Annotated in this window: 24 protein-coding genes; 10 read left to right on the forward strand and 14 right to left on the reverse strand. The window is 64.7% G+C overall.

The features are described 5' to 3' along the window. From VGV41_RS16085 to VGV41_RS16120, 8 genes are all read right to left on the reverse strand, one after another. Nucleotides 1-2,292, reverse strand: a complete 2,292-nt coding sequence (locus VGV41_RS16085) for a xanthine dehydrogenase family protein molybdopterin-binding subunit (RefSeq protein ID WP_326864932.1) — start codon at nucleotides 2,290-2,292, stop codon at nucleotides 1-3. Then, nucleotides 2,289-3,161 carry an FAD binding domain-containing protein gene (locus tag VGV41_RS16090; RefSeq protein WP_326864933.1) on the reverse strand — a complete coding sequence of 291 codons (873 nt, stop codon included), beginning with the start codon at nucleotides 3,159-3,161 and terminating at the stop codon, nucleotides 2,289-2,291. The genes VGV41_RS16085 and VGV41_RS16090 overlap by 4 nt, the downstream gene beginning before the upstream one ends. Continuing rightward, nucleotides 3,158-3,622, reverse strand: coding sequence for a carbon monoxide dehydrogenase subunit G (locus VGV41_RS16095; RefSeq protein WP_326864934.1), 465 nt, complete (start codon nucleotides 3,620-3,622; stop codon nucleotides 3,158-3,160). Before VGV41_RS16095 ends, VGV41_RS16090 begins: the two co-directional genes overlap by 4 nt. After that, the gene (locus VGV41_RS16100; RefSeq protein ID WP_326864935.1) at nucleotides 3,619-4,431 is read right to left on the reverse strand and encodes an alpha/beta hydrolase; all 813 of its coding nucleotides are present in this window, start codon (nucleotides 4,429-4,431) and stop codon (nucleotides 3,619-3,621) included. The genes VGV41_RS16095 and VGV41_RS16100 overlap by 4 nt, the downstream gene beginning before the upstream one ends. 250 nt (nucleotides 4,432-4,681) lie before the next feature. Then, complete coding sequence (locus VGV41_RS16105) at nucleotides 4,682-5,017, reverse strand: 2Fe-2S iron-sulfur cluster-binding protein (protein ID WP_326864936.1); 336 nt, start codon at nucleotides 5,015-5,017, stop codon at nucleotides 4,682-4,684. A gap of 1 nt (nucleotide 5,018) precedes the next feature. After that, nucleotides 5,019-6,710, reverse strand: coding sequence for an FAD-binding protein (locus VGV41_RS16110; protein WP_326864937.1), 1,692 nt, complete (start codon nucleotides 6,708-6,710; stop codon nucleotides 5,019-5,021). A gap of 108 nt (nucleotides 6,711-6,818) precedes the next feature. Beyond that, nucleotides 6,819-7,457: an isochorismatase family cysteine hydrolase gene (locus VGV41_RS16115; protein ID WP_326864938.1), complete on the reverse strand. Its 639-nt coding sequence runs from the start codon at nucleotides 7,455-7,457 to the stop codon at nucleotides 6,819-6,821. 28 nt (nucleotides 7,458-7,485) lie between these two features. Then, entirely contained in the window at nucleotides 7,486-8,397 is a 912-nt protein-coding gene (locus VGV41_RS16120; RefSeq protein ID WP_326864939.1) for an ABC transporter substrate-binding protein, read from the reverse strand. Between the two features lie 152 nt (nucleotides 8,398-8,549). On the opposite strand from VGV41_RS16120, the gene VGV41_RS16125 reads away from it, so the two are divergent. The 3 genes from VGV41_RS16125 to polX all read left to right on the forward strand — a co-directional run bounded on the left by VGV41_RS16125 (nucleotide 8,550) and on the right by polX (nucleotide 12,500). Then, nucleotides 8,550-9,617: an alpha/beta hydrolase family protein gene (locus VGV41_RS16125; RefSeq protein WP_326864940.1), complete on the forward strand. Its 1,068-nt coding sequence runs from the start codon at nucleotides 8,550-8,552 to the stop codon at nucleotides 9,615-9,617. Nucleotides 9,618-9,656: 39 nt separating this feature from the next. Further along, nucleotides 9,657-10,655 (forward strand): Bug family tripartite tricarboxylate transporter substrate binding protein, encoded by a 999-nt coding sequence (locus tag VGV41_RS16130; protein WP_326864941.1) that lies wholly within the window; start codon nucleotides 9,657-9,659, stop codon nucleotides 10,653-10,655. Nucleotides 10,656-10,772: 117 nt separating this feature from the next. Continuing rightward, a complete protein-coding gene (gene polX / locus VGV41_RS16135) occupies nucleotides 10,773-12,500 on the forward strand; it encodes a DNA polymerase/3'-5' exonuclease PolX (protein WP_326864942.1) in 1,728 nt (575 codons plus the stop codon). 9 nt (nucleotides 12,501-12,509) lie between these two features. Here the strand turns inward: polX and VGV41_RS16140 are convergent, their stop codons facing one another. From VGV41_RS16140 to VGV41_RS16150, 3 genes are all read right to left on the reverse strand, one after another. Then, a complete protein-coding gene (locus VGV41_RS16140) occupies nucleotides 12,510-14,099 on the reverse strand; it encodes an MBL fold metallo-hydrolase (RefSeq protein ID WP_326864943.1) in 1,590 nt (529 codons plus the stop codon). A gap of 210 nt (nucleotides 14,100-14,309) precedes the next feature. Further along, a complete protein-coding gene (locus VGV41_RS16145; protein WP_326864944.1) occupies nucleotides 14,310-14,975 on the reverse strand; it encodes a phosphatase PAP2 family protein in 666 nt (221 codons plus the stop codon). A gap of 10 nt (nucleotides 14,976-14,985) precedes the next feature. After that, nucleotides 14,986-16,128, reverse strand: a complete 1,143-nt coding sequence (locus VGV41_RS16150) for a cobalamin-independent methionine synthase II family protein (protein ID WP_326864945.1) — start codon at nucleotides 16,126-16,128, stop codon at nucleotides 14,986-14,988. Nucleotides 16,129-16,252: 124 nt separating this feature from the next. Here VGV41_RS16150 and ykgO point away from each other — a divergent pair, with 124 nt between their 5' ends. Together ykgO and VGV41_RS16160 are read left to right on the forward strand one after the other, a co-directional pair. After that, nucleotides 16,253-16,378: a type B 50S ribosomal protein L36 gene (gene ykgO, locus VGV41_RS16155; protein WP_115693537.1), complete on the forward strand. Its 126-nt coding sequence runs from the start codon at nucleotides 16,253-16,255 to the stop codon at nucleotides 16,376-16,378. An 83-nt stretch (nucleotides 16,379-16,461) separates the two neighbouring features. Then, nucleotides 16,462-17,094 (forward strand): tetratricopeptide repeat protein, encoded by a 633-nt coding sequence (locus VGV41_RS16160; protein WP_326864947.1) that lies wholly within the window; start codon nucleotides 16,462-16,464, stop codon nucleotides 17,092-17,094. A 7-nt stretch (nucleotides 17,095-17,101) separates the two neighbouring features. Here the strand turns inward: VGV41_RS16160 and VGV41_RS16165 are convergent, their stop codons facing one another. Then, nucleotides 17,102-17,623, reverse strand: coding sequence for an HAD family hydrolase (locus VGV41_RS16165; protein ID WP_326864948.1), 522 nt, complete (start codon nucleotides 17,621-17,623; stop codon nucleotides 17,102-17,104). 148 nt (nucleotides 17,624-17,771) lie between these two features. Between VGV41_RS16165 and VGV41_RS16170 the strand changes: the two genes are divergently transcribed. After that, nucleotides 17,772-18,479 carry a metallophosphoesterase family protein gene (locus tag VGV41_RS16170; protein ID WP_326864949.1) on the forward strand — a complete coding sequence of 236 codons (708 nt, stop codon included), beginning with the start codon at nucleotides 17,772-17,774 and terminating at the stop codon, nucleotides 18,477-18,479. A gap of 32 nt (nucleotides 18,480-18,511) precedes the next feature. On the opposite strand, the gene VGV41_RS16175 is transcribed toward VGV41_RS16170, so the two are convergent. After that, nucleotides 18,512-19,750, reverse strand: coding sequence for a glycosyltransferase family 4 protein (locus VGV41_RS16175; protein WP_326864950.1), 1,239 nt, complete (start codon nucleotides 19,748-19,750; stop codon nucleotides 18,512-18,514). 13 nt (nucleotides 19,751-19,763) lie between these two features. After that, nucleotides 19,764-21,251, reverse strand: a complete 1,488-nt coding sequence (locus VGV41_RS16180; protein ID WP_326864951.1) for a sugar transferase — start codon at nucleotides 21,249-21,251, stop codon at nucleotides 19,764-19,766. 225 nt (nucleotides 21,252-21,476) lie between these two features. Between VGV41_RS16180 and VGV41_RS16185 the strand changes: the two genes are divergently transcribed. From VGV41_RS16185 to VGV41_RS16200, 4 genes are all read left to right on the forward strand, one after another. Further along, the gene (locus tag VGV41_RS16185) at nucleotides 21,477-22,067 is read left to right on the forward strand and encodes a polysaccharide biosynthesis/export family protein (RefSeq protein WP_326864952.1); all 591 of its coding nucleotides are present in this window, start codon (nucleotides 21,477-21,479) and stop codon (nucleotides 22,065-22,067) included. Nucleotides 22,068-22,307: 240 nt separating this feature from the next. Then, entirely contained in the window at nucleotides 22,308-23,594 is a 1,287-nt protein-coding gene (locus tag VGV41_RS16190) for an outer membrane beta-barrel protein (RefSeq protein WP_326864953.1), read from the forward strand. Nucleotides 23,595-23,636: 42 nt separating this feature from the next. Further along, nucleotides 23,637-24,134, forward strand: coding sequence for a hypothetical protein (locus VGV41_RS16195; RefSeq protein ID WP_326864955.1), 498 nt, complete (start codon nucleotides 23,637-23,639; stop codon nucleotides 24,132-24,134). A 386-nt stretch (nucleotides 24,135-24,520) separates the two neighbouring features. Next, on the forward strand, nucleotides 24,521-25,990 hold the full coding sequence (locus VGV41_RS16200; RefSeq protein ID WP_326864956.1) for an O-antigen ligase family protein: 1,470 nt from the start codon (nucleotides 24,521-24,523) through the stop codon (nucleotides 25,988-25,990). Nucleotides 25,991-26,011: the final 21 nt, after the last annotated feature.

A 26,011-nucleotide genomic window follows, 5' to 3' on the forward strand; every position in this document is an offset into this window, starting at 1 on the left:
CTAGTCCTCGAGCGGATCGTTGTTGGCGGCGCGGATGGCGCGGTAGATCTTCTCCGGCGTGATCGGCAGCGACGTGATGCGCACCCCGATCGCGTCCTCGACGGCGTTGGCGATCGCCGGCGACACGCCGAAGGTGCCGGACTCGCCGACGCCCTTGGCGCCGAACGGGCCGTTGTGCTGGTTGGCCTCGACCATGACATTGGTCATGGTCTCGGGCAGGTCGAGAATGCCGGGGATCTTGTAGTCGGCGAAGGAGGCATTGGTAACCTGGCCCGCCTCGAACTCCATCTTCTCGGTCGTGGTGAAGCCGAGCTGCATCACCGCGGCGCCGGAGAGCTGCGTCTCCACGATCTTCGGATTAATCGAGCGGCCGGCGTCGGCGACATTGATCATGCGCTCGATCTTCATGTGCCCGGTCTCGGTGTCGATGGCGACCTCGACCGCGGTGGCACCGACCATCCAGAACGGCGTGACGTTCTCCGACTGGCCGTTGTCGTGGTTTGGCGGCGCGTAGGAGGGGATGAAGTCGCCGGTGCCGACGATGGTGCCGGCCTGCATCTTGTACTTGCGCTCGAACAGTTCGCGGATCGGCACGTTGCTGCCCGGAGGCAGCCCGACCTCGGCGGCGAGCGCCTCGAGCTTGGCCTTGGCGTCCTCGGCCGCCTTCTTGACGGCCAGCCCCATGTGGAAGGTCGAGCGCGAGCCGAGGGTCGCCATGTCGTAGGGCGTCACGTCGGTGTCGGAGTGGACGACGTTCACGGCCTCGGTCGGGATGTTGAGGACCTCGGCGACGAGCTGCGCCATCGCCGTGTCGGAACCCTGGCCCATGTCGACGGTGCCACAGAACAGCGTGCAACTGCCGTCGGCTGCGACGTGCACGACCGCGATCGACGTGGTCGGCGAGATCGACGCCTTGAAGCCGATGGCGATGCCGCGGCCGCGGCGGATCTTGCCGGTGCCACGATCGAACGGGGCTTTCCAGTTGATGAGCTCGGCCGCGCGCTCGAGGCAGGCCTCGGCGCCCATGTCCTTGACCACGGTGCCGGTCGCCTGCGGACGGCCGTCGCGGAGCACGTTCTTGCGGCGGAATTCGACCGGGTCCATGCCGATCCCGCGCGCGATCAGGTCGGTGTGGCTCTCATAGGCCCATACCAGCTGCGGGATGCCGAAGCCACGCAGCGCGCCGGCCGGCGGCAAGTTGGTGTAGAGCGCGTAGGAGTCGATCTTGACGTGGTCTATGTCGTAGGGACCGGGCGCGGTGAAACCGGATTTCTGCGTGATGCGCGGGCCGATGTCGGCATAGGCGCCGCCGTTCCACCACACCTCGCATTCGCGCGCGGTGATCTTGCCGGTCTTGTCGACCGCGCTCTTGATGCGGAACGTGCTCGCGTGCTTGGTCAAGGTGTAGAACTGCTCTTCCATGGTGAGCGAGATCTTCACCGGCCGCTTGGTCATCAGCGACAGCACAGCGACCAAGGCTTCCAGCTTGATGTAGAGCTTGCCGCCGAAGCCGCCGCCGAGGAACGGCACGCGGACGCGGATGCGGTTCTCCGCCCAGCCGAGCAGGCGCGCGATCTCAAGCCGCACGAAGGACGGGCTCTGCGACGCGGTGTGAATGGTCATGCGCTTGCCGTCGGTCTCGGCGATCGAGACGTAGGGCTCGAGCGGGACGTGCAACACCTGTTGCGTCTTGAAGGTGTGCTCGAAAACGCGGTCGGCGGTCTTGAAGGCCTTGTCGGAATCGCCGTGCTCGAGATGGAAATCGAGCGCGACGTTGGTGTCACGCACACCGTGCAGGTGCTTGAGGTCGGGGAAGGTGCCCGCCGGCTTGAGCTCGTCGTGCACGATGATCTTGGACGTCTGGGCCTCGACCTCGTCGAAGATCGCCGGCAATTCCTCGTAGTCCACTTCGACCAGGCGCGCCGCCTGCTCGGCCACGTGCGGGTCGCGCGCGATGACGGCTGCGACCGGCTCGCCAACATAGACGACCTTGTCGATGGCGAGGATCGGTTGGTCGTGGAAGGCGGGCCCGTAATAGGGATGCGGGATGATCTTGCAGACGTCGGCGCTGGTGACGATGCGCTCGACGCCCGGCACCTTCATCGCCTCGTCGATGTTGATCGACTTGATGCGGCCGTGCGCGACGGTGGAGCGCACGAGCTTGGCGACCAGCATGCCGGGCAGCCGCATCGTGTGCACGTATTCGACGCGGCCGGTGACTTTCGCACTAGCTTCGAGCCGGGGCAAAGAGCGGCCGACTTCGCCGCCGCGGGCCGGGGTCATGTCGTTCATTGGGCCGTGCCTCCGATCTCCAGCGCCTGTCGCAGCGCGCGTTCGACGTAGACGCGCACGAGCTCGCGTTTGTAGGCGGCCGAGCCTTGCGAGTCGTCCATTGGCTCCACTTCCGCAGCTGCCGCTTCGCCCGCCTCGCCGAGCAGCGTCGCGTCCGGACGTCGGCCCTTGAGCAACTTGCTGGCCTTGTCGAGGCGGATCGCGCGGTCGGTGGCGGCGCTGACCACAATGTTGGTGTCGGTGACGCCGCCGGCGCCGCCGGCAACGGTGACAGCGACACCGAGCGCCGGCCAGTCATGCGCCGCGCGGGTCGTGCACTTGAGGTAGACCGACCGTTTGCCCGCCTGCGGCGGAACGACGACCTCGCTGATCAGCTCGTTCTTGGCGAGCTGCGTCTCGTAATAGCCGGTGATCAGCTCGCCCATCGGGATCGAGCGCTCGCCCTTCGGTCCGAGGACAATCACGGTGGCGCCGAGCGCGATCATGATCGGCGGCAGGTCCATGTGCGGATCGCCGTGCGCCAGCGCGCCGCCGACGGTGGCGACGTTGCGCACGCGCACGTTCGAGAGCAGCGGCATGGTGCGGGTGATGACTGGCAGCTTGTCTGCGATATCTTTCGAATGCTCCAGCGCGGCGAGCGGCGTCAGGGCGCCGATACGGATGCTGCCGTCGCCTTCGACCTTGATCTCCGAGTAGCGCGGCTCGACCGAGCGCAGGCTGACGAGCTTGGCCGGCTCGAATACGCCGGCCTTCATCATCAGCATCAGCGCGGTGCCGCCGCCGAGCGGGCGGATGGTGGGATCGTCGGCATCGAGCAGCGACACGGCCTCGCGCAAGGTGTGCGGCTCGGCAATCTCGAATGGTGTCATGATGCGGCCCCGGAGGATGCGGGCGAGAACTTCTCGCGCAGGCGGCTGGAGAACTGCTTTTCCATGTCCTTCGCCTTCGACTTCAGCACCGGCTGGCCCAGGCTGCCGAGCTTGCCGGTGATGGCGGCATCGATTTCGTAGGCGATCCTGGTCTCGTCGCCGACCTGGCTCAGCCGGGTCACCGAGGTTGCCGTGATCCGTCCGACGATGCCGAGCGGCGTGCCTTCGACTTTCGCCTCGATCGTATCGGGCGGCTCCTTGCGTGTCACTTCGACCGACAGCTTGAAGCGGAATTTCATGTAGGCGACCTTGGTCTCGAGCACGGCGTCGTAATGCGTCGGGTCGACCTCGGTCAGTTCCTGCACGCCGTCGATGCAGGAGGCGAAGAAGCGCGCGTCCTGCACGGCCTCGAACACGGCCGCCTGCGGCGCGGGCACGGTCAGTTCGCCGCTGATCTTCATGCGGTGGCGCTCGCGATGAGCCGCTTCAGTTCATCGGTAATGCGGTCGGGAACCTCGAGCGGCGTCAGATGGCGTGCCTTTTCGATGAGCACGTAGCGGGAGTTGCGGATGCCGGCGTGCAGCGCCTCGGCCATGGCCGGCGGCGCGGCGTAATCCTCGTCGCCGACGATGACGGTTGTCGGACAGGAAATACCGGGCAGGGCGGCGCGCAGATCGTTGGTGCCGAGCATGCGGCAAGTTTCCGCATAGGCGGAAAGATCGTTGGCCAGGAAGACGTCGATGCAATGCTGCACGACGTCCTTGTGCTGCTCGCGGAAGGCGTCGCCGAACCAGCGCGTCACCTGGAAGTCGATGAGGCCTTTGAGGCCCTCGGCCTTGGCCTTCTGAGCGCGCTGCTCCCACGCCTTGGGGGCATCGGGCCCGTACCAGGCCGTGGTGTCGATCAGGCCGAGCGCCTGCGTGCTCTTGGCAAAATGTGCGCCGAACGCGAGCGACACGCAGCCGCCCATGGAGGCGCCGGCGACGGTGGCTGACGGCCAACCGATCGTGTCCATCAGGTTGGCAAGATCGGCGGCGAAAAGCGGCGTCGTGTAGGGACCGGGCGGCTTGCCCGACTGGCCATGGCCACGGCAGTCATAGACCAGGACCGACGCGTCGGCGGCGAGCCGCTCGGCGACCGGCAGCCAGAAGGTGTGATCCATCGCCAGCGAATGGACCAGCGCGATGCGGCGCTCGGACTGCGGACGGCCGAGGAGCCGGTAGACGATCCGGGTCCCGTCCGCGGTGCGTGTTTCGGCGAGTTCGGCCACCACCAGTTCTCCCGCACTGCAACAAATGCCTGGAGGGCCATCGCCCTCGCGTCCCCCGACAGATAGAAACCTGCGACCAGCGAGTCAATCCATCAGTGTACTGAGTAATTCGCCGCGCCTGCTGCATGGCGGTTACCGCATATTTTTTTGACGTGGCCCGCGCAGTCAACGCGCAAGTGGCCGCAGACGTTCAATGCGATTGTGCGTACGCCGGCGCACGTCAGGACTTGTTCTCGTCGGAGCGGCGCGCTCAGCGCGCGCCGAAACGCTCAGCCGGCGGCGCGATCTCGGTGACGAGATCGCGCACCAGCTTCTTGTTCGACAGGGGATGCAGTTTCAGTTCGCCCGGCTGCATGCGCGCCGTGCAGGCGTATACGGTCTTGCCGTCGAGCTCGATCATGCATTCCTTGCAGGCATTGGCGTTGATGCAGGAGAAGCGGATGGCGAGCGACGGATCCTTGTTGACGCGGATCCAGCGCAGCCCGTCGAGCACCGACTGCCCCGGCTCGAACGGCACCTCGAAGCTTTGCCAGTGGCCGGACCTGGCATCCGCGCCGCGCCAGATCGTGAGCGTGCACTGCTGCATGTCAGGCCACCGCCGCTTCGCGCGCCGCCGGCGCATTTGCAATCGCGAGGTCTTCGCCGTCCAGAGTAACGACCTGGTTGACCGCCCACGCCGGATCGGTCGCGGCATAATCCTCGCGCCGCTGCGCGCCGCGGCTCTCCGTGCGGCGCAGCGCCGCCGCCGCGACCACGCGCGCGACCAGCAGCATGTTGCGCAGGTCGAACCAGTCGAGCCGCTGCATGTCGAAGGGCTGCGCTGTGCCGGCCGGATCGGCGCCAAGCGCCCCCCCGATGTCCTCGATATCGCTCAAGGCGTGCCGCAGGCTCGCATCGTTGCGCAGCGCGCCGGCCTCGCGCTGCATCGTCGTCTGCAGCCGTTGCAGCAATTCGGCTGTGTTGACGGCGCGGCCGGCGTCCTTCGCGGCGATGAGCCCGATTAAGGCCTCGGCATTATCGGCGCGGTCCGGCACCGGCTTGTCATTTGCCGCGGCCGCGGTGCGGCCAGCCTGGCGACCAAACACCAGGGCCTCCGTGATGGCGTTGCCGGAGAGGCGATTGGCGCCGTTGGCGCCGCCGACGGCCTCGCCGGCGGCGAGAAGGCCGGGAATGTCGGTGCGCATGGCGCGGTCCACCTTCACGCCGCCCATATGATAATGCGCGATCGGAGCCACTTCGACCGGCTGTTTCGTCAGGTCGATGCCGTTCGCCGCCAGGCGATCGATCACCGGGCCGAAGGCGTCGCGCAGCTGGCTCTCCGAGCAGTGCTGGAAGCTGAGATAGACGCCGCCGTGCGGCGAGCCGCGCCCGGCTTCCACTTCCTTGAGGATGGCGTAGCTGCCGGCGTCGCGCGTGATGACGTATTTGCCGTTCTCGTGCACGCCGTAGTTGTCGGTGAATTCTTCCATGCGGTTATTGAGCAGCCGTCCGCCGAGCTTGTAGCGGAACGGGTCCCACATGATCGGGTCCATGCCGATGAGCCGCGGCGCCAGATGCCCGATCGGGAAGAACTGCACGAATTCCATGTCGATGAGCGAGGCGCCAGCACGCAGCGCCAACGCGTAGCCGTCGCCGCCCATGTTCGATGACGCGCTGTTGCGCGCATAGAGCCGCGTCAGGCCGCCGGTGGCGACGATCGTCGTCTTCGCCATGATCAGCACCGGCTTGCCGCTGCCGAGATGCAGCGCAGCGGCGCCGACCACCGCGCCATCATGCTTGAGCAGGTCGACGACGCAGAGATCGCCGGCGCGCTGCACGCCGTCCATTTTGTTGACGACAGTGCGCAATGTCTTCGACACGGCGGGGCCGGTGTTGAGGAAATCGACATAGACGCAGCGCGGCCGGTCGTGGCCGGGCGCCATCGCCTGGGTGATGCGGCCGTCCTTGCGCGCCCAGCCGACGCCCCATTCGTCCATCTCGCGGATACAGTCGGGGCCTTCCTCGCACAGCAGCGCGGACAGCTCCGGATCGCACAGGCCGCGGCCGGCGGCGAGCGTGTCGCGCAGGTGATACTCGGACGCGTCGTCGGTTTCGGACCCGAGCGCCACGGCGACCGTCATCTGCGCCATCACGGTAGCGCCGCCACGGCCGATGAGGCTGCGGTCGGCGAGCAGCACGCGCGATCCGTGCCGCGCCGCTTCGATCGCCGCGTACATGCCGGCGGCGCCGGAACCGATCACCAGAACGTCAGTTTCGATGCGCATTGCCTCTGGCGGCATGAAGGGCTCCGTTTGGATGCACTCTAACCAGATAGGCAGCGCGCGCGGAAGCCGACAGAGGGCGAGCGGGAGGCGGTACTGCCGTGTGCGCAGCGGATGGCGACGGGCCTAGCGTGGCTCCGCCAGGGTGCGGCAGGCGGTGGCGGTGTCGACCACAGGCGTGGTCCAGCCGCGCAGGAAGGCCAGGCTGCGCTCGTGGGCGGCGTCAGAATAGGCGCCGCTCGCGTCCTCGACCACGACGGTGAAGTAGCCGAGCGCGGCGGCGTGGCGGCAGGTGAACTCAATGCCGATGTCGGTCGCCACGCCGCCGATGACGAGGGTGTCGACGCCGAGCGTCTTCAGTCGCAGATCGAGCGGCGTGTCGACGAACAGAGATGGCTGGCTCTTCTCCAGCACGATGTGATGCGGCAGCGGCTTGAGCCCGTCGATGAAGTTGGTGTCCTCCATGCCGGCCTGCATGGTCGGCACGAGCTTGTCGGGGGAATCGACCTTCTGCTTCTTCATCAAGAACAGCAGGAACGGCCCGGTGGTCAGGTGCAGCGGCGGCAGGATATGACGGCTCCAGATCACCGGCATCTTCTGCCGCTCGGCGGCGTCGAGCAGCTTCAGCGCATTGTCGCGAATGCTCGCGACGCGTGGCGCGCGGCCGGCCAGCCCGTTCTGCATGTCCCACATCACCAGCGCAGCCCGGCGCGGATCGAGGAAGTCCTTCGTCTGCAGCGGCAGCGGCAGGCGTTCGCGGCTCATGGTGTTGGTCCTCGCTGATCCGGCGTTTTCATCCGAGCATGGCCAAGGCGGCCCGGTAGTAGCTTTCATCGAGATATTTATCGGGCGCGGGGATGCTGTCCAAGGGCGCGCCAGTATAGCCGGCGCGCAGTTTCAGCACGGTCACCATGCCCGGATGCGAAAGGCGCGCATCCTTCGTGAAGCCGCGCTGCGGGTCAGCGATTTGGTTGAAGCTCTCCTCGGCGACGTCACGCGCCAGTTCCATGCGCGTCTGCAACAGCGCGATGGCCGCCTCGCGGTTCTCGGACCGTAGCGACCAGCGCAGGCCTTCGATATAGGCCGCCAGATAGCGCACCAGCGTGTCGCGGTTCTCCTCGCCCCAGGCGCGCCGCACGAAGCCGCCGGCGGACTGGTACTCGTCGATCACGTCAGTCGGATTGTCGAGCACCTTCAGGCCGGCCTGCTGCGCAAAGAGATTGAACGGCAGATTGATCATCGAGACGTCGATGCTGCGCTCCTTCAACGCCTGCAGGCGGAAGCGCGTGGCGCCAATCGGCTTCACGTTGTAGTCGCCGGGCTTCAGTCCCTTCCGGCGCAGCATGTCATAGGCGATCAGCGCGAAGGCGGTATCGGGCGCATCGACGCCGAGCGTCTTGCCGCGCAGGTCGTCGTAGGAGGCGATCTCCGGCTGCACGACGAGCTTGTTGAAGCCGCGGTCGAGCCCGATGACGATCACCATGTCCTGTCCGGCGGTATCGACCATCGACACGGCGTTGTCGATGGCCGAATGGGCGATGTCGTAGATGCCTCTGGCGAGCCCCTCGCGCTGCTGCTCCGAGCTTTGCGTGAAGACGGTTTGGACGGCGAGGCCACGGTGCTCGTAGAAGCCGTTGGCCTCGGCGGCGAAGCTGGGCAGATTCTGGACGCCGGGGAAGGTGATGACGCGGAGAGGGTTGTGCACGGGAATAATGATGGTGATCGAGGGTTGAATGCGGGGCGACAGCTTGATCGTGTCGAACCTCGATAAACGATTTCATCAGCGTTTTCGAGAGACCCGCCTTGCGCTGGCGTTGTTTCGCATGTTCGATCGCGCCGGCAGTGGAGCAAAGCACAATGGCGTCCGACCCGCAGGTCGATCTGATCTTCTCGCATTTCATCCCGCGCTACGAGGCGACCGGAGTCGATCCCAACGACCTGCGCAAGCTGATGACGGAAATCGACCGCTGGGACGGCTGGTGCAAAGGCTGGTCGGCCTTCGGCGAACGGCACGAGCAACTGGCGCACGAAGCGAAACGGCAAGGCCGGCATCTCACCGCGGCGGAAGCCTATGTGCGGGCCGCCATCTACTATCACTACGGCAAGCACCTGTTTGCCGACCATGCGGACGAATTCGCGCAGGCGCACAAGGCGATGCTGCGCTGCTACACGGCCGGCGTGACGGCGTTGCCGCTGCCGGCCGAACGCGTGCTCTTTCCCTATCGCGGCGTCGCCATGGCCGGGTGGCTGCGCAAGCCGGCCGGCGGCGGACGCGCGCCGGTCGCGGTCATCCTTCCCGGCCTGGATGCATGCAAGGAAGAACTCCATCATTGGGCGAGCGCCTTCGTCGAGCGCGGGGTCGCCGCGCTGACACTCGACGGTCCCGGCCAGGGCGAGACCTCGTTCTATCTGCCGACGACGCACGAATGGGGCGGCGTGCTCGGCGCAGTGATCGATGAGCTGGCCAAGCGCGACGATGTCGACGGCGCGCGCGTCGGTGTTGTCGGCCAGAGCCTGGGCGCGATCTATGCGCCGCTCGCCGCCGCGGGCGAGCCGCGGCTGAAGGCCTGCATCGCCAATTGCGGGCCGTACGACTGGGGCGCCGTGCTGCCGAAGATGCCAGCCGTGTCGCAGGAGACCTTCCGCGTCCGCAGCCATTCCTCCTCGATCGCGGAGGCGCATGAACGCGCGCGCGCGATCACACTGGAGGGCAGGGCGCAGCAGATCAAATGTCCGACACTCGTCATCTTCGGCGCCGGCGACCGGCTGATTTCGCCGGCAGAAGGACGGCGGCTCGCGGACACCGTTTCCGGGCCCTGCGATTATGTGGTCTACGAAGAAGGCAATCACGTCTGCTTCAACATCAGCTACAAATTCCGGCCGCTCACCGCCGACTGGATGAAGGAAAAGCTGGGCGCCGCCTGAGCGGCGGTGCAGCGAACGAAAAACACAGGGAGGAATCGAATGCACATGCCAATGAAGGCCGGCACCCGGCAACTGTTCGCGGCGGCCGTGATCGCGATCGTGGGACTAGGCGCGCCGGCCAGTGCGCAGGACGCCAAGGACTATCCGAACCGTCCGGTGCAACTCGTGATCGGCTACGGCGCCGGCACCATCGGTGACGTCAGCATGCGCATCGTGGCGCAGAAGCTGACCGACCAGCTCGGCAAACCCTTCGTGGTCGAGAACCGCCCCGGCGCGGCCGGCGTCATCGCCGCCAAGGCCGCGACCATGGCGGCGCCGGATGGCTACACGCTGCTGCTGACCGGCAACAGCTATGCGATCAACACCACCTGGTTCAAATCGGTGCCGTACAATGTGCTCAAGGATTTCGCGCCGATCTCCACGGTCGCCAGCTTCGACTTCCTGGTCGTGACGAGGAAAGGATCGCCGTTCAAGTCCATGAAGGACGTCATCGCGTATGCCAAGGCCAATCCAGGCAAGTTGAACATCGCGACCTTGAGCCCGGGCACGACGCAGAACCTCGCGGTCGAGCTGTTGAAGGTCGTTTCCGGCGTGAAAGTCACAGCCGTGCCCTTCCGCAGTTCGCCGGAGGCGGCCAATGCGCTGCTGCGCGGTGACGTCGATATCGACATGGATTCCTACGCGCCGCTGCGCGGGCTGCTCGACGGAGGCAAGATCGACGTGATTGCCACCACCGGGCGCCAGCGTGTGCCGTTCCTTAAGGACGTGCCCACGGTCGCCGAAAGCGGCGTGCCGAACTTCGACGTATCAAGCTGGAACGGCATCGCTGCGCCGGCCGGCGTGCCGAAGCCGATCATCGACAAGCTCAGCGCGGCGATCAGCAAGGCGCTGGAGGCGCCGGACGTGCAGGCCACCGGTGCCCGGCTCGGCATGCAGATGCACGGCAGTACGCCGGATCAACTGCAGGCGCGCATGAAGGGCGACATCGCGAAGTGGTCGAACCTGATCGAAACGGCCCACATCCCGAAGCATGACTAACGACCGGCAGGGCGGTCGGCGTCTTCGTCGATCGCCCGCGCGCGCCGGCATGATCTGCGTCAAGGCGGTTTGCAGGATCCGGGCTACGAACGGAGTTGTGCCATTGGGTCCGGTGCAATGCCCGTCCAGAATGCTGAAATCGCGGCGATGTTCGACCAGGCCGCCGATCTCCTCGAGATCCAGGGCGAGAACCAGTTCCGCGTGCGCGCCTATCGCCGCGCCGCGCGCACAATCGAAGGCCTGCCGGAGAGCGCGCGCGCTATGCTGGCGCGTGATGAGGATCTTTCGGAGCTGCCCGGCATCGGCAAGGACCTTGCCGGCAAGATCGCCGACATCGTTGAGAGCGGCCGTTTTGATCTGCTCGAGCAACTGAAGAAGAAGCTACCCGGCCAACTCGGCGACATGGCGGCGCTGCCCGGCCTCGGGCCGAAACGCATCAAGCTGCTCTATGACAAGGCGAAGGTGCGCACGCTCGACGATCTGCGCAAGGCGATCCAGGGCGGCAGGTTGCACGGCCTGCACGGCTTCGGCCCGGTGATCGAGAAGAAGCTCCTGGCCGCGCTGGAAAAGCCGAAGGCGGAAAAGCGCTTCCGCCTGTCGGTGGCGGAGGCCGAAGCCGAGGCGCTGGTTGCCTTCCTGCGCGACAAGGGCCGCGTCGTCGTGGCCGGCAGTTACCGGCGCCGGCGTGATACGGTCGGCGACCTCGATCTCCTCGTCGCGTCGGACGATGCGCGGGCAGTCGGCGACAAGCTCGTCACCTACGACAATGTCGCAGAGGTGCTGGCGCACGGCGCGACACGCACAGCCGTGGTGCTGCGTTCGGGCATCCAGGTCGACATCCGCGCCGTGCCGGAGAAGAGCTATGGCGCGGCTCTGCTCTATTTCACCGGCTCCAAGGCACACAACATCGCGCTGCGCGGCCTCGCCAATGCGCGCAATTGGAAGCTCAACGAATACGGCCTGTTCTCCGGCCGCCGCCGCATCGCCGGCGCGACCGAGGAAGAGATCTACGACAAGCTCGGCCTCGCTTATATCCCGGCCGAGATGCGCGAGGATCGCGGCGAGGTGGCGTTGGCGAAATCCGGTGCGCTGCCGAAGCTCGTGACCGTCGACGACATCCGCGGCGACCTGCATGTCCATTCCGACTGGACCGATGGAACCGCATCCATCGCCGAAATGGCGGCGGGCGCGCAGGCGCGCGGCTACGCCTACATGGCGCTCACCGATCACTCGCAGCGTCAGGCGATGTCGCACGGACTCGATCCGGGCAAGGTGGCGAAGCAAGCCCGCGAGATCGACAAGCTCGACGCCAAATTCAAGAGCTTCACCATCCTCAAGGGCATCGAGGTCGACATCCTCAAGGACGGCCGGCTCGACCTGCCGGATACGACCTTGGCGGAGCTCGACGTCGTCATCGCCTCGGTGCATTCGTTCTTCGACCTGCCGCGCGAGGCGCAGACCGAGCGCATCGTGCGCGCGATGCGCAATCCCTACGTCTCGATCATCGGCCATCCGACCGGGCGGCTGATCGGGACGCGCGAGCCCTACGACGTCGACATGGACCGCATCACCTCGGCCGCGCGCGAATACGACTGCTCGCTCGAGATCAACGCCGAGCCGGACCGGCTCGACCTCAACGATCTCCACGCGCATATGGCGCGCGCCAAGGGCGTGAAGATCGCGATCTCGACCGACGCGCACTCGGTCAATGCGTTCCAGTACATCCGCTATGGCGTCGATCAGGCGCGACGCGGCTGGCTGACGGCGGCGGACGTAATCAACACGCGGCCGCTGGCCGAGCTGCGCAAGCTTTTGAAGCATAGCCGTAGCGCGGCCGCGGCTTGAGCCCGCACACTATTCGGCTTCCAGCGCTCGCCGCAGCCTGCGGATGACGACGCCGCGCGCGCGGTCGTCGGCTGCCGCCTCCATGGCGTCGTTGATATCGAGGATGAGCCGCGACATATCATTGTGCCAGTCGAGGTTGACCACCGCTTCCGGCGCAAGGCGCCGCCGGTGCGTGACGTCGAGCGGTGTCGGCGCGCGCGTGGCGAGCTCGTAGACGTCGTCGAGTAGCGGTGTGAACACGGCGGCGGCGGGCACCGTGCGCTCGGCGATGCGTTCCTCCATCGCGCGCAGCGCCGGCTCTTCGCCATGCACCAGGAAAACGCCGCGGCGGATCGGACGGCGGGCGGCGACCCAGCGCGCCAGCTCAGGGCCGTCGGCATGGCCGGAATAGTCGTCGATGCGACGGATGCGGGCGCGCACCTTGATTTCCTCGCCCTGAATGCGGACCGACTGTGCGCCCTCCTCGATGAAACGTCCGAGCGTCCCGCGCGCCTGAAAGCCGGTGAGCAGGACCGTCGCATTCGGCCGCCACAGCCATTGCTTGAGATGGTGGCGGATGCGCCCAGCGTCACACATGCCGCTGGCGGCGATGATGACATGGAAGCCCTCGAACCTGGCAATGCTCTTGCTGTCCTCGACGCTTTCGGTCGCGTGCAGCAGCGACGAGGAGAGCAGATTGCCCACATGGGGACCGAGCTCCGACGCGTAGCGGCGGAACACCTCCGTCGCCCGGATTGCCAAGGGGGAATCAAGAAAGAGCGGCGCGGCGGCGACATCGCCGTTGGTCATGAGCCTGACGAGGTCGACGATCAGTTCCTGCGTCCGCTCGACCGCGAAGGCCGGGATGAGCAGCGCGCCGCCCGCGGCCTGCGCTGCTTTTATCTCGGCGGCAAGGTGGCTGCGCCGGCTCTCGGCGGTGACCGGCGCACGGTCTGTGCCGCCATAGGTCGCCTCGCACAGGATGTAATCAAGTCCGGTCGGCCCCTCAGGATCACTTTGCAACAATTTGGCGTCCGGACCGATGTCGCCGGAGGCGAGAATGCGCAGCGGACCGTTCCCGGCCTGTGCGTCGGCAAATTCCATTTCGATCGACGCCGAGCCGAGCAAATGCCCGGCGTTCCAGTAACGCACGCGCAGGCCTGGCAGCACCTCGACCCAGGTCTCGTAGACGACGGGCCGGAAGAACTCCTGCGTCGCGATGGCATCGCGCTGCGTGTAGATCGGCGTCACTTCCGCGCGGCCGCGGTGGACGTTGCGCCGGTTGAGCGCCGCCACTTCCGATTCCTGGATGCTGCCGCTGTCGGGCAGCATGAATGAACACAGGTCGATGGTGCCCTGCGTGGCGTAAATGCGGCCGCGGAAGCCATCACGCACCAGCTTGGGCAACAGGCCGCTGTGGTCGATGTGAGCGTGGGTCAGCAGGACCGCGTCGATATCGGCGGGGCGGAACGGAAACGCGCCGTAGTTGAGTTCCTTGAGCGTCTTTGGTCCCTGGAAGAGGCCACAGTCAACGAGGACGCGCGCGCCAGGCATCTCGAAGAGATGACACGAACCGGTGACAGTTCGCGCGGCGCCGCAAAAGCGCAGTGTCAGGCTCATTGCCTGATCTCCCAAGGCATCGATTGTGCGGGCACGCCGTCGAGCCGGACTGCATCGGTCGAATGCGGCACGGCGCTCGTCGACTTGACGAAGCGGATTTTCAGTCCGGGTCGTGTGCTATCCACCGGCATTCCTGTTCGCGCCCGGGTTTTACAGGCGAAGCGCCAGGCGGAATTTCCGCGAAAGCGAGCGCGAAGGTCTTGATGAAGGTCAATTGGTCGGTGGCAGGATTTCGGGCTTGCCCAGCCGCGGCAGGGTGCCGCGGTCGGCGATCAACACCGTCATCCATCCGGCCGAGGCGCCGAGGAAGCCGCCGGCGACGATGTCGCTGACGAAATGGTAGTCGGCGCCGATCAGGCCGACCACGACGGCAAGCACCGCCAGCCCCCAGAGCGGCCGCAGTCTCGGATAGGCGAACCACAGCACCGCCGTGACCGCGCAGACCGCTGTGGTGTGGCCGGACGGGAACGAGGCGTAGCCGGCACCGCCGTGGAAGAAATTGAAGCCGAACGTGCCGTTGCCGATCAGCGACGGATTGTTGTTGACCCAGGTCTCCGGCCAGGTGCGGCCGAAGAAGAACTTCAGTTCGTCCTTCACGCTTTCCGCGGCGGTCAGGCTGATGGCGCACAAAAGCAGCGTGGCTTGCCATCTTGCCCATTGCGCGATGACGAGGCTGCGCAGCCCGGCAACGACGAAGACGATGACCGCGGCGATGGCCAGATATTCGGAGATGCGGGTCAGCAGGTCGAAGACACCGTATTGCGTCAGGTGCGCGTGCGCATAGAACGCGACCGGGCGGTCGACGAACGCGTAGCTCGCGGCGACGACGATCACCATGCAGATGAACGCGATCAGCCAGCCCTGCAGCCGTCCCATCGTCCGCGCCTCACCAGAACTGTTTGCTGGCGATGGCCGCGCCTTCCGCCATCGCCTTGAGCTTGGCGAAGACGACGTCCGGATCGACCGCCGCCTGGCCGACCCAGGTGCCGTAGCCGCAGTCGGAGCCGGCGATGACGTTCTCGCGTCCGACCAGCTTTGCGTAGCGCGAGATGCGCTGCGCGATCACCTCGGGATGCTCGATGAAATTCGATTTCGATTCGATCACCCCGGGGATCAGCACCTTGCCGTCCGGCAGCTTCACCTTTTCGAACACGGTGAACTCGTGCGCGTGCCGCGGATTGGCCGCTTCCAGCGAGATGGCGCAGGGTTTGGCCTTGAACACGATGTCGATGATGTCGGCCAGCGGCACGTCGTAATGGTGCGGGCCTTCGTAATTGCCCCAGCACAGGTGCATGCGCAGTTGCTCCACGGGGATGCCCTTAACCGCGTGATTGAGCGCCTCGACATGCAATTGCGCGCGCTTGCGGAAGCCGGCGAGGTCGAGGTCGGCATATTGGATGTGGCGGCCCATCGCGAGGTCGGGGCAGTCGATCTGCACCACGAAGCCGGCCTTGGCGATGGTCTCGTATTCGTCGCGCATCGCGTCGGCGATGGCGTAGATGTAGCTCTCGAAGTCCTTGTAGTAGTCGTTGCGGAAGAACAGCGACACGACGCCAGGCGACGCAGCGCTCATGAAGCCTCCGACGGCTTTCACGCCCGACAGCGCAGCCTTGAGGTTGTCGGCGTCGACCTGCGCCGAGACGCGGTCGCGGACGCTGATCGGGCCGTTGCAGGCCGGGGTCTTGCGGCGCGAGCGGCCGGGATCGCCGAACACCTTCTGCTCCAGCCGCGGGAACTCGTGCACATCCTGATAGACGAAGGTGTTGCCGGTGCCGCCGAAGCCGTCGAGCCTGTCCTTTATATACGTGGCATAGGAGGGCTTCGACATCTCGCCGTCGTTGATGAGGTCGACGCCGGCGGCGGCCTGCTTGCGCACCACCTCGGCGACGGCGGCGGCGATCCGGGCGGCCAGGGCGGCCGGCTCGACGGGAACCCCTTCCTCCTTGGCATACATGACCCGGATCAGATCGTCCGGGCGCGGCAGGCTGCCGGTATGGGTGGTCAGAAAGCGGTCGGTACTGCGTTGCATTGCTTGTTTCTCCCCGCCGCAGACCATAAATCAGTCCGGTCACGGTAACCACGGCCTGTCCGCGCGTTGACAGGGGAGGGTGGCGCCTCTAGAACCGCCCGCGAACACGCATTCAGAGCGCATCATGAAAGTCCGTAACTCATTGAAATCCCTGCGCGGGCGCCACCGCAACAACCGCCTGGTGCGGCGCAAGGGCCGGGTCTATGTGATCAACAAGACCAATCGCCGCTTCAAGGCGAGGCAGGGCTGACCGTTCGGCCCGTCTCCGCCGCCGCGGCGGACGTTCCAACGCCACAGTTTGGCCTTTTCGGGCGGGGAGCTTAGCCTCCGTCCATGCGCGCACGATTCCACCTCGGCCTGCTCGCGGCTGCCCTGTTGCTGGCGGCGGCGCCTGCGGTTGCGCAGGAGTCTGCGCCGCAGCCCGGTCCGGCGAAGCCGGAATGGGTGAAGCCGCCGGCCAAGCTGCCGCATGTCGGCGGCGATCCGTCCAAGAACCTCGACTTCCTGTTCGGCGCGCTGAAGGCGGCGCCTGATGCCAGCATCGCCAAGGCCATCGAGGAGCGGATCTGGGCGGTGTGGGCGGTCTCGCGCAGCGACACCGCCAATCTCCTGATGCTGCGCGCGCGCACCGCCCTCACCGGCAAGGACAGCGACCTCGCGATCAAGCTTCTGACCGCGATCATCAAGATCAAGCCCGACTACGTCGAGGCCTGGAACGAGCGCGCCACGCTTTATTATACGCGCAAGGACTACGGCCGCGCGCTCGCCGATATTCGTGAGGTGTTGAAGCGCGAGCCGCGCCATTTCGGCGCGCTCGCCGGGCTCGGCCTGATCCTGCAGGACATCGGCGACGACCGGCAGGCGCTCGACGTCTACCGCCGCGTGCTCGCGATCTATCCGCGCATGGAACACATCCCCGACGCGGTGAAACGTCTGCAGGAAAAGGTCGAAGGCCGCGACATCTGACGCTTGCTCAGCGCCCGGCCATCGCCTTCCGCACCACCTCGACGAGCGACTGCGTCTTCGCATCGAACTTGATACCGCGGACCCCGAACGCCGCGGCCGCTGCGACGTCGTCGTCCTTGTCGCCGATGAGGAAGCTACGCCGGCGGTCGACCGCAAAGTCGCGCGCCGCCCGCTCCAGCATGCCGGGCTTCGGCTTGCGGCAGTCGCAGGCGATTGCGAATTCCGCCACCGTGCCCTGCGGATGATGCGGGCAATAATAGAAAGCGTCCACGTGCGCGCCGCGCGCGCGCAACTGCTCCTGCACGTGCGCATGGAACTGCTGCACGTCCGTCTCGCCGAAATAGCCGCGCGCGACGCCCGACTGGTTGGTGATGACGATGACGGGGATGCCGGCCTCGTTGAGCAGGCGCACGGCCTCGGGCGCGCCCGCGACCCATTCGAGCCGCTCCGGCCGATGCACGTAGCCGTGGTCGACGTTGAGCACCCCGTCGCGGTCGAGAAAGGCGACGGGCTTTGCGGCCTCGGGCATTTGTCTCGCAGGTCCGTTCGTTCGGGGCGCCGATGCCATGGCACGGTGCGCCGGCGCATGCAAGTTGCGGGCACGCTTTTGCCGCCGCTGCGCGCATGGTACCTAGCAGGACCACGCAATATCCGCGAGGCGAACCGTTCGACCGCCCATGAGCGATCTCGATCAACCCGCGCGCATCTACGCGATCGGCGACATCCACGGGCGGCTGGATCTGCTCGAGCGGGCGATCGAGGCGATCCGGCGCGACGCCGCGGCGCGGGAAGGCGCGGCCATCACGGTCACCGTCGGCGATTATATCGATCGAGGTCTGCAATCGCGTCAGGTCATCGAGCGGCTGCAGGCCAATCCGTTCGGCATGCCTTACATCGCGCTCAAAGGTAATCACGAAAGCCTCTTCGAGTCGTTCCTCACCGATCCGGCGGTCGGTGAACATTGGCGCCGACTCGGCGGACTGGAAACGCTTGCGTCGTTCGGCGTGCCGCTCCGCGAGATGATGGTCGGCCGTGGTTATGAGCAGACGGCGAAGCAACTTGAAGCCGCGATGACGCCGGCGCATCGCGATTTCCTCGCGTCGTTGCGCACGTCGTTCGTTTCTGGCCGCTATTTCTTCTGTCATGCCGGCGTGCGGCCGGGCATTCCGCTCGACCGGCAGAGCGAGAGCGACCTGCTCTGGATCCGCGATGAGTTTCTCAATTCGGCCATGGATTACGGCAAAGTCGTCATTCACGGGCACACGCCGGTGGCCGAACCGGACGTCCGTCGCAATCGCATCAACATCGATACCGGCGCCTTCGCGACCGGGCGGCTGACGTGTGTCGTGCTGGAGGGAGAAAGCCACCGGTTTCTCACGCCCTGACCGGCCCCGCTTTGGTCGGCGCGCCTCGCAGGTCATGACCGTGAAGCGGCGTCTTCCGGTGCGAGCGTTTTCAGCAGCGCCTCCCATGCGGCGATCGCATGCTGCCGGGAGAACTGCTGCTCAAGCATTGCGCGCGCCCGCGCGCCCATCGTCGTGCAAAGGGCCGGATCGTCGGCGAGTTTGGTGAGCGTGCGGGCAAAGCCGTCCGCATCGCCGGGTTCCACCACGACACCACAGTCATGCCGGCGAACGAGTTCCGCTATCTCACCGCGACCGCCGGTCAGCGCAATCAGTGGCCGGCCGGCGGCGGCGATGCCGTAGAACTTGCTCGGGAAGATCAGACCTTCGAGCGGCGGGTGCATCGAGATCCAGTGCACGTCCGGGACGCCGAGCGAAAGCCGCAATTGCTGCCGGTCCTGATACGGCAGCAACCGAAACGAATCCGTAAGCTTGCGCCGGTCGACCGCGCCGGCGAGGCGGTCGAATTGTCGGCCGCCGCCGATCACCACGAAGGCAAAGCGGGGATCGGATCGCAGCCGGTCTGCGGCGGCGAGCAGCGTTTCGAATTCGTGCGCGCGGCCAAGATTGCCCGAATAGCCGACGACGAACTTGTCCTGCAGCTTCCATTCCCTTCGAAGAGCGTTGTCCTTGCGCGGCACAGGCATGATCGCGCGATCGTCGATCCAGTTAGGGATGATTCTGATGCGGTCTGCAGCTACGCCGATTGCAGCCAATCGCGCCGCCATGGACGTGCCGAGGACGACATTGACCTTCGCCGTCCGCAGCGACCAGTTTCGCGGCGGAATGAGCGCGCGGGCCGCCGGACGGGTCAGCGGCACTTTCAGCTCCATGGCGACTTCGGGGTAGATGTCCTGCAGCCAATTCACGAGATGCGCCGAACGATGCCTTGCGACGCCCGCTGCGACGACCGAGATCAGCGGCGGATCGGTTTTGGCGATGACGATGTCGTCGCGTCCGGCCGCCTCGCGCAAGCGCGGCACGACTGAGGCATAGAAGGACAGATAATCGACGGCGCGGCCCGAAAGGCCGGCCCGCCCATAGCGTGTCGTCAGCACGCGGTGGACCCGCACGCCATTGACGGTTTCTTCGGCTGGAAGCGAGGCGGCGGGTTGGTCGTAGATCTGCTGGCTGGTGACGACGTGCACGTCGTGGCCATTGCCTGACAGGGCGAAGGCGAGGTCGCTCAGGATCTGGCTGGTGGCAGAATGGTCCGGGTAGAAGAAGCGGTTGACGAAGATGAGACGAGCCATCGTTCGAAAGGGGTCACGTCTCGCCGAGGGGATCGCGATGGCCTGCGAGATCGAGCTGGCCACGGCCTGAAGGCGCGGCCTTGCTGCGCGTGTGATGGTCGCCGCCGAGCACGATGCCGATCGTCTTGCCGAGGATCTTAAGATCGATCCACGGCGAAGCGTATTGCACGTACCATTCGTCGAGCACGTTCTTTTCTTCGGGTGTGAGCGACGTCCCGCCATGCACCTGCGCCCAGCCGGTCATGCCGGGCCGCACCGACAGCCGTACCGCCGGGTGGAGCGGCTGGTCGCGCGGCAAAAGCGGACGCGGACCGATCAGCGACATGTCGCCGACCAGGACGTTGAGGAGTTGCGGCAACTCGTCCAGCCGCACCATCCGCAGCATGCGTCCGATGGCGCTCAGCCGCGCCTCTTCTGGCAGCGGCCGGCCCTTCCAGTCGAAGGACGGCTGCAGCGTGCGGAACTTGTGCAGTTGGAAGCTCTGGCCGTTGCGGCCGATGCGCTCCTGCCAGAATAGCACCGGCAGGCCGACGTCGAAGAGCACGACGGCGGCTACCAGAAGCATGACCGGCAGCAGCGCAATCGTCAGCACCAGCGCAAAAACGAGGTCGAGCGCACGCTTGATCCGGTGATAGCGCGGCGCCGAGTACGTCGCCGACGCGCCCAAAGGAAGCGTAGCCGGCAGGGTGGCGCTGGGCGTATCCGCCGCTGCCTGGGCATCGAGGCCGAGCAGATGCGGGATGTAGTCGAGTCGCATCTCCAGCGCATTGCAGACGGCGGTGATTTGTCCGATCGATTCGGCGGCAAGGACGTCCGGATCGCCGCCGACGAGGACACGATCCGTCGAGACGCCGTGCTCTTTGAACTCCTCGACGATCGGCGACAGGTGGTTGATCGGCCCCAGAACGCGGATGCCCGCCAGAGAGCGACCGATCATGTCCGGCCGGTCGTCGAGCAGGCCGATGACCCGGTATTGGCTCGGTGCGTACGCGCGCAGGAAGCCGATGTAGAGCGACGACAGTTTGTTCGCGCCGATGACGATGACGTGTTGCGGCTGGGCCGGCGCGCTGTCGGCGGCGCCTGTCTCGGCGCCGGAGCGCAGCATGCGGACGAATGATCGACCGACCACGAGGGCGGCGGCGAGCAGAAGCGCATGGATGACCGGGGTCGTGCGCGGGATGTTCTCGAGGCGCGTGGCCGAGAACAGGATGAGACAAGTCGCCAATTCGGCCATGGCGACGGCCTTGGCGAGTTCGATCGCATCGCCGACCGAAAACAGATGCGCCACGCTGTCGCGAACCCGAAAGGCGACAAGGGCGAGCAAGGTGAGGCCGGTTGTCAGCCCGCAATAGATGGCGGCCGTCGGCCAGTCGGCGGTCGAAAGCGAGGGGGCCCCGCGAACGGCCAGGGCCAGCAGGGGCGTGACGGTCGCGCAGACCGAATCGTAGACCGAAATGCGAAGTGCAAATGAGCTGCGCGATACGGGGGATCGAGTGGCCATTCGGGTCCGTCCTCGTCTTTACGCCTTGCCGCCGCTGTGATCCCTTCCGACAGAAGAAGCACTAATATTACAAAATTGGCGAGCGCTCCATTTTCCGTAGAAAAAAACTGCAAGTCGTGTATCAATTTTTTCGTCAGTATGCTTGGCGGAAATATCAATTGATAAACGGCCGTTATGGGGGCGGAACTAAACGCGCCGTGGCTGGCAGCAAAACGGTGTAAAAGCATGACGTTCAGCAAGAGTATGCTACTGATCGGGTTGATTTCTGCCGTCGTCGGCCTCGGTGCCTGCAGTACGCAGGGCGATCTGGGGCAGGCGTCGCAGGCTGATATCCAGGCGACGGCTTCCGCAGCGACAGCTATGCCGCGCTTCGCCGGTGGCGAAAAGATACATATAACAGTTTTTAATGAGCCGACCCTTAGCGGCGATTATGATGTCGATCCAAACGGTGTGGTTTCGTTGCCGTTGGCTGGCACTGTGAGGGCCGTAGGGCTGACGCAGTCGCAATTCGAGCAGGAATTGGCAAAAAAATTCCGCAGTGAGTACCTGCGCGATCCAAAAGTGACGGTCACGATTTTACAATATCGGCCGGTCTATCTCGTCGGCGAAGTCGAAAAGCAGGGCGAATATCCCTATAAGCCGGGCCTCAATGTGCTGACGGCGCTGGCCATGGCCGGCGGTGGAACGTACCGCGCGAACCGAAATTACGTGTTGATTCAGCACATTGGGGACAAGGGCATGAAGGAATATCCGCAGACGTCTGCCACCCTTATTCTGCCGGGAGATTTGATAAGAGTGCCGGAGAGATATTTCTGATCGTTATGAGTCTTGATAAACACTGATAATGACCTGTCTGATTATTACGTTGTAAAATTGCAACTGGAATTAAAAATGATGACGCAGATCTAAAAGAGATGCGGAATCCGCACGCTGATATCGATGAAATATAAAATATGCGGTTGAAAATGATTCCGGAATCAACCAAGCTCGAGACTGGGAATTTTGCTGGTTCACTGTCGTCTGGGCCTCCGATTGCCGGCAACTGGGGCATGTGTGATGAATTATTGCAAGACGCGCATTCTCTACGCGTCACTCGCAGCGCTTTTAATTGGCGTCGTGACAGTTCCAGTCAGGGCGGCCGATATGCCGGTCAAGACCGCTGGCGAAAGTGCGCCGCAAGGGCCGCAGCCAATGGCGATCGGCGGTTGGCTTTTCTCGCCGACGTTGTTCGCGGGCGCCGTTTACAACAGCAACGTCAACCAAACCGAGGCCGGAAAAATCTCGAGTTGGGGCGAGCGTGTCGTGCCGGGCTTTACGGCTAACGTGGATAACGGGATTTATCAGACCAACATCTACGGCATCGCCGATCTTCAGAATTACAGCGCATCCGGCGTGAACCATCAGACGACGGTCGACGCCAAAGCCGGTATCACGCAGCTCTACATGCCGCTCCCCGACCTGACGGTGCGCGGCAATTTCGATTTCACCCGCCAGGCAGACGTCTTCGGTAGTTCTGCCTTCACGAACGCAAACACGACCTTGTCGCCGACCTCAGCTGCGCCGGTCGCGCCCGTAACGGTTTCGCCGCAGGTCAATCCTGACCGGTACAACCAGTATTCGGGCGCCGTCGGCGTCGACAAGCGCTTCGGCCGGGCCTTTGCTGGCCTGTCCGGAAGCGTCATCGCAACGAAATTCGACAGCGATCCTGGGTTCGCGACCAGCCGGGACGGCACGGTTTACACCGTGGCCTCGCGCTTCGGGTTTGACCTCACCCCCCAGATCTACGCCTATGTCGATCCGCAGGTGGACTGGCAACGATACACCGATTCAGCGCGCAATTCGAACGGCTACCGCGTCACCGGCGGCATCGGCACCAGCGCGCCCGGCCTCTGGCAGGGTGAGGTTTACGGCGGCTACCAGGCCGAAAAGAACGACATTGTAGGCACCTACGACAGCGGCGTCTTCGGCATCCGTGTCGGCTATTCGCCGACGCGGATGTGGGACCTGAAAGCGTCTCTCGACGAAACTCTGGGGGCCTCGAGCATTGCAACCGGCGGTGCCACCGGCCTCGCTACCCGGGTGACGACGGCGCTCCTGACCGTCGGCTACAACGGCTTGCCTCGCGGCTGGGGCGCCAACGGACGCTTCGGCTATGTCAGGACCAGTTTCGTCAACGTTAGCCGCACCGATAACGGTTGGCTTGCCGGCGCCAACGTCACCTACGAGGTGTGGCGCAATCTCGGCCTGACGCTCGATTACCAATACAAGTCGGTGGACTCCGACGTCGTTGGTCAGAGCTTCGACCAGCACCTGGTCAGCCTTGGTGCCTCTTACAAGTATTGAGGATCATGTCCGACCGCGGCGCCGGGAGCCTAGGAGAAGACGATGCGTAAGATGATCTTTGGATTCATCGCGATCCTGTGTGTCGCCATTGTCTCCCCGAGGGCTGACGCCGGGCAATATGCAGGCACAGGCAATTACGTGGGCTCGCCGTCGCCGCAGGTCACAGCAGCGTTCGCCGCATTTCCCAACGGCGGACAGGGCCTGACCGACGCTGTGCGCGAGCTGCTATTGGCGAATCCGGACCTCGCCGACGATGTGGCCTTTGTCGCGAGCCGTGGCAATCCTGCGCAGCAGTTGGCTGCCGCCAGCGGCATGGCGGAGGCGGTCACAACGTTCATGGCGCGCGGCAATTCGTCGGCAGGCGGGGAGATCGTGCGCGCGGCGACCCTCAGCGGAAATGCCACGCTTGCGCTCGTCGTTTCGAATGCTCTTGCATCTAACAATGGCGGATCCAATCTCTATTCGGGTCAGACCAACAGTAATCCGGTGACGACTTCATGCACGACGGTAAGCCCCACCACGCCCGGTGGGCCTTGCTGACGGCTATTTTCTGAATCGGCGCTGGCGCAGGACGACCGGCAGCCGACGCGAATGCATGCGGCTGAGCATGAGGTGCGGCGCACGTGCGGCGCGCGACAGGACTTATGCATTCGTTAAAAATCGAAAATTGATAATCCATTGATAGACGAGTGCAGCATTTTGCAGTCAATGACAATAAAAACGAGAATGCGGTCACGAAGAGCGCAAGTTTATGCTTGCGTCCATGACGTCGACGAAAAATAATTGAAAAAAAGCGAGTGCGCGAGTTGGCAGTGTGCGTCGGCGTGATTTGAGTCACCCGTCGTGCGGTAGCCGTTGAGACATGCACGGAAGCAGCGCCGAATCCACGACTGCCGATCGATTTGGCGAGACGCGTGACTTTATGCGTGCCGAAAATTGAAATTGACGTTGTGACCTCCAGTCATCTCGCGAGAAACGGTAGCTCAACCGTGCGGGGCTCTGTCGCCTCGCATCACATATGGGAGACCGCTCTCTTTTGGGGCCTTTGTGTTGGGCTGTCGTGGGCGCCGTTCTGGCTGGGCGGCACCGGTCTCCTGCCGTGGGGGATCAACGCGATCCTTTTTCCGGGATTGCTGCTTGTCTATGAGATGTCGCTGGTTTGGCGGGGCCAGACCGAGCCGGTCGCCGTCAAGTGGCTCGCCGTTCCTGTCACCGCGATGGTCGCGGTTCTTTTCTGGATTTGGCTGCAGACAGCGACGTGGGTGCCTGGCTCGCTGCAAAACCCCATTTGGGAAATGGCTGCGGAAGTCATCCACGTTCCCGTCCATGGTCGCATCTCAGTGAACCCCGATGCGACGATGCTGGCACTGTTGCGTCTGCTGACGGCAGGCTCTGTCTTCTGGCTGTCCCTGCAACTGTGCCGAGATGCGCGGCGCGCGATTCAGCTCTTGAAGGTCATCGCGTTTGTGGTCGTCGGCTACACGGTTTGGGCGTTTCTGTCTGCCATGGTCCTTCCAGATCGGACGCTTTGGTTCCCAAATCCGGGCGCGAACGCCGCCCTCTCTTCTACGTTCTATAACCGCAATTCGTACGCGACCTATAGCGGCATCGGCCTCATTTTAATGATCGCAGTGTGTCTCCAGCACTATCGCGAGGAAGCCGCGAGAGCCGGCGTACCATTCCGTCACCGCCTCGCGTCGATCCTGGAAACGACCGGGCGCTCAGGTGCCGTTATGATCGGTTCGATCGTCATCCTGGCCGTGGGCCTGCTCGGAACGGGCTCACGCGGCGGCTTCATCTCAACTGCGTTTGGTCTTTTCGTGTTTGCCGCTCTCTCCGCGCGCTCCAAGCAGCAGCGCAGGGAACAACGCCTGACTATCGCAGCGGTGGCTCTGTTGCTTGTTGCTCTCTTTACCGCATTCGGTAACGAAGTGCTCGGCAACCTCGAAATCAATGGTGTTCAAGACCAGTCGAGGCTCGACGTGTGGAAGGCCGCGATCAACTCGATTGTTACCGCGCCGTCGCTCGGCTTCGGGTACGGAACGTTCGAAGACATTTTTCCGATGTTCCGCACGCACCTGGTTGCGCCGCTGACGAACCATTGGGCAATGGCGCACGATACGTATCTCGAGGTTCTCCAGGGGTTGGGGGTCTTGTTCGGCGCGCTGCTGATCGGAGCGGTGGCATGGGTAAGCTGGCTTTGCCTCAAAGGTGCCACCACGCGCGAGACGAATTTGACCGTTCCGCGTGCCGCCTTCAGCGTCTCGATGCTGGTGGGGCTGCACTCACTGGTCGATTTCAGCATGCAGATCCAGGGGATCACCATCACGGTCATGGCCATTCTCGGGGCCGGTACGGCACAGGCGTTTAGCTCTCGTGTGCGCACAAGCGAGTGATCGAATAACCGCTGCATTTTA

Origin of the sequence: Pseudolabrys sp., assembly GCF_035943735.1 — a bacterium.
Taxonomy (GTDB): domain Bacteria; phylum Pseudomonadota; class Alphaproteobacteria; order Rhizobiales; family Xanthobacteraceae; genus Pseudolabrys.

What these genes read in the sequence shown, in the direction of transcription:
- VGV41_RS16085 (WP_326864932.1), bottom strand. Translation starts at nt 2,292, where the DNA reads ATGAACGACATGACCCCGGCCCGCGGCGGCGAAGTCGGCCGCTCTTTG.
- VGV41_RS16090 (WP_326864933.1), bottom strand. Translation starts at nt 3,161, where the DNA reads ATGACACCATTCGAGATTGCCGAGCCGCACACCTTGCGCGAGGCCGTG.
- VGV41_RS16095 (WP_326864934.1), bottom strand. Translation starts at nt 3,622, where the DNA reads ATGAAGATCAGCGGCGAACTGACCGTGCCCGCGCCGCAGGCGGCCGTG.
- VGV41_RS16105 (WP_326864936.1), bottom strand. Translation starts at nt 5,017, where the DNA reads ATGCAGCAGTGCACGCTCACGATCTGGCGCGGCGCGGATGCCAGGTCC.
- VGV41_RS16110 (WP_326864937.1), bottom strand. Translation starts at nt 6,710, where the DNA reads ATGCCGCCAGAGGCAATGCGCATCGAAACTGACGTTCTGGTGATCGGT.
- VGV41_RS16115 (WP_326864938.1), bottom strand. Translation starts at nt 7,457, where the DNA reads ATGAGCCGCGAACGCCTGCCGCTGCCGCTGCAGACGAAGGACTTCCTC.
- VGV41_RS16125 (WP_326864940.1), top strand. Translation starts at nt 8,550, where the DNA reads ATGGCGTCCGACCCGCAGGTCGATCTGATCTTCTCGCATTTCATCCCG.
- VGV41_RS16130 (WP_326864941.1), top strand. Translation starts at nt 9,657, where the DNA reads ATGCACATGCCAATGAAGGCCGGCACCCGGCAACTGTTCGCGGCGGCC.
- polX (WP_326864942.1), top strand. Translation starts at nt 10,773, where the DNA reads ATGCCCGTCCAGAATGCTGAAATCGCGGCGATGTTCGACCAGGCCGCC.
- VGV41_RS16140 (WP_326864943.1), bottom strand. Translation starts at nt 14,099, where the DNA reads ATGAGCCTGACACTGCGCTTTTGCGGCGCCGCGCGAACTGTCACCGGT.
- VGV41_RS16145 (WP_326864944.1), bottom strand. Translation starts at nt 14,975, where the DNA reads ATGGGACGGCTGCAGGGCTGGCTGATCGCGTTCATCTGCATGGTGATC.
- VGV41_RS16150 (WP_326864945.1), bottom strand. Translation starts at nt 16,128, where the DNA reads ATGCAACGCAGTACCGACCGCTTTCTGACCACCCATACCGGCAGCCTG.
- ykgO (WP_115693537.1), top strand. Translation starts at nt 16,253, where the DNA reads ATGAAAGTCCGTAACTCATTGAAATCCCTGCGCGGGCGCCACCGCAAC.
- VGV41_RS16160 (WP_326864947.1), top strand. Translation starts at nt 16,462, where the DNA reads ATGCGCGCACGATTCCACCTCGGCCTGCTCGCGGCTGCCCTGTTGCTG.
- VGV41_RS16165 (WP_326864948.1), bottom strand. Translation starts at nt 17,623, where the DNA reads ATGCCCGAGGCCGCAAAGCCCGTCGCCTTTCTCGACCGCGACGGGGTG.
- VGV41_RS16170 (WP_326864949.1), top strand. Translation starts at nt 17,772, where the DNA reads ATGAGCGATCTCGATCAACCCGCGCGCATCTACGCGATCGGCGACATC.
- VGV41_RS16175 (WP_326864950.1), bottom strand. Translation starts at nt 19,750, where the DNA reads ATGGCTCGTCTCATCTTCGTCAACCGCTTCTTCTACCCGGACCATTCT.
- VGV41_RS16180 (WP_326864951.1), bottom strand. Translation starts at nt 21,251, where the DNA reads ATGGCCACTCGATCCCCCGTATCGCGCAGCTCATTTGCACTTCGCATT.
- VGV41_RS16185 (WP_326864952.1), top strand. Translation starts at nt 21,477, where the DNA reads ATGACGTTCAGCAAGAGTATGCTACTGATCGGGTTGATTTCTGCCGTC.
- VGV41_RS16190 (WP_326864953.1), top strand. Translation starts at nt 22,308, where the DNA reads ATGAATTATTGCAAGACGCGCATTCTCTACGCGTCACTCGCAGCGCTT.
- VGV41_RS16195 (WP_326864955.1), top strand. Translation starts at nt 23,637, where the DNA reads ATGCGTAAGATGATCTTTGGATTCATCGCGATCCTGTGTGTCGCCATT.